The organism is Burkholderia sp. Ac-20379 (assembly GCF_017104645.1).
GTDB lineage: Bacteria > Pseudomonadota > Gammaproteobacteria > Burkholderiales > Burkholderiaceae > Burkholderia.
Map to the genome: position 1 here is coordinate 1 of NZ_JAAGPF010000774.1, position 931 is coordinate 931.

A 931-nucleotide genomic window follows, 5' to 3' on the forward strand; every position below is an offset into this window, starting at 1 on the left:
GGCCAGCGCGGCGAGCGGCGCGTCGTCGCCGGGCAACTGGCGCCACGCGGCGGCCGGCACCGGCGGCACAGGATAGCCGGCCGGGTTGATGCCGGTCGACAGGTCGAGCCAGCGGTCGAGCGCGATGCCGTAACGGCGCGCGGCGTCGTGCGGGTTGCCGCCATGCGTGATGGCGGGCGGGGGCAGCGGGGAATCGGTCATGACGCGGGATGAAGAAAGCGAGGCCCGAGCCTCAGCCATGATGGGTGGCGACCGCGATCGCCGCGCAGACGAGCAGCAGCGCGAGCCAGAGGATCGCGGTGCGCATCACGAGCGACAGCGCCGCGCGCACGTGGCCCGGCGCGGCCGGTTCGCCCGAGCCGAGCGTGGGGCGCGATTCGAGCTCGCCGTGATACACGGCCGGGCCGCCGAGCATCACGTTGAGGCTGCCCGCGCCGGCGGCCATCACCGGGCCGGCGTTCGGGCTGTCCCAGTGGCGCGCCTGGGTGCGCCAGCAGCGCCACGCGTTGACGGTGTCGCCGAGCAGCGCGTAGCTGGCTGCCGTCAGCCGGGCCGGCACCCAGTTCAGCGCGTCGTCGATGCGCGCGGCGGCCCAGCCGAAACGCAGCAGGCGCGGCGTGCGATAGCCCCACATCGCGTCGAGCGTGTTGGCGAGCCGGAACATCAGCGCGCCCGGGCCGCCAGCCACCGCGAACCAAAACAATGCGCCGAAGATCGCATCGTTGCCGTTTTCCAGCGCCGATTCGACGGCCGCGCGCGACAGCGCCGAGGCGTCGGCGTCGCGCGTGTCGCGCGAGACGATGCGGCCGGTCAGCGCGCGGGCCGCGTCGAGATCGCCGCGCGCGAGCGCCCCGCCGATCGGCGCGATGTGTTCGGTCAGGCTGCGCGCGCCGAGCGCGAACCACAGCAGCGCGACGTGCACGGCCGCCGC

At 74.9% G+C, this 931-nt stretch carries 1 protein-coding gene and 1 pseudogene; both read right to left on the bottom strand.

Annotated features, from left to right (window positions below; translation table 11 throughout):
- Positions 1-201: pseudogene (locus G3N92_RS34540) on the bottom strand (threonine-phosphate decarboxylase); the annotation flags it as partial.
- Between the two features lie 31 nt (positions 202-232).
- Positions 233-931 (bottom strand): CobD/CbiB family cobalamin biosynthesis protein (locus G3N92_RS34545; protein ID WP_206131941.1); only part of this gene is annotated, 699 nt, incomplete at its 5' end.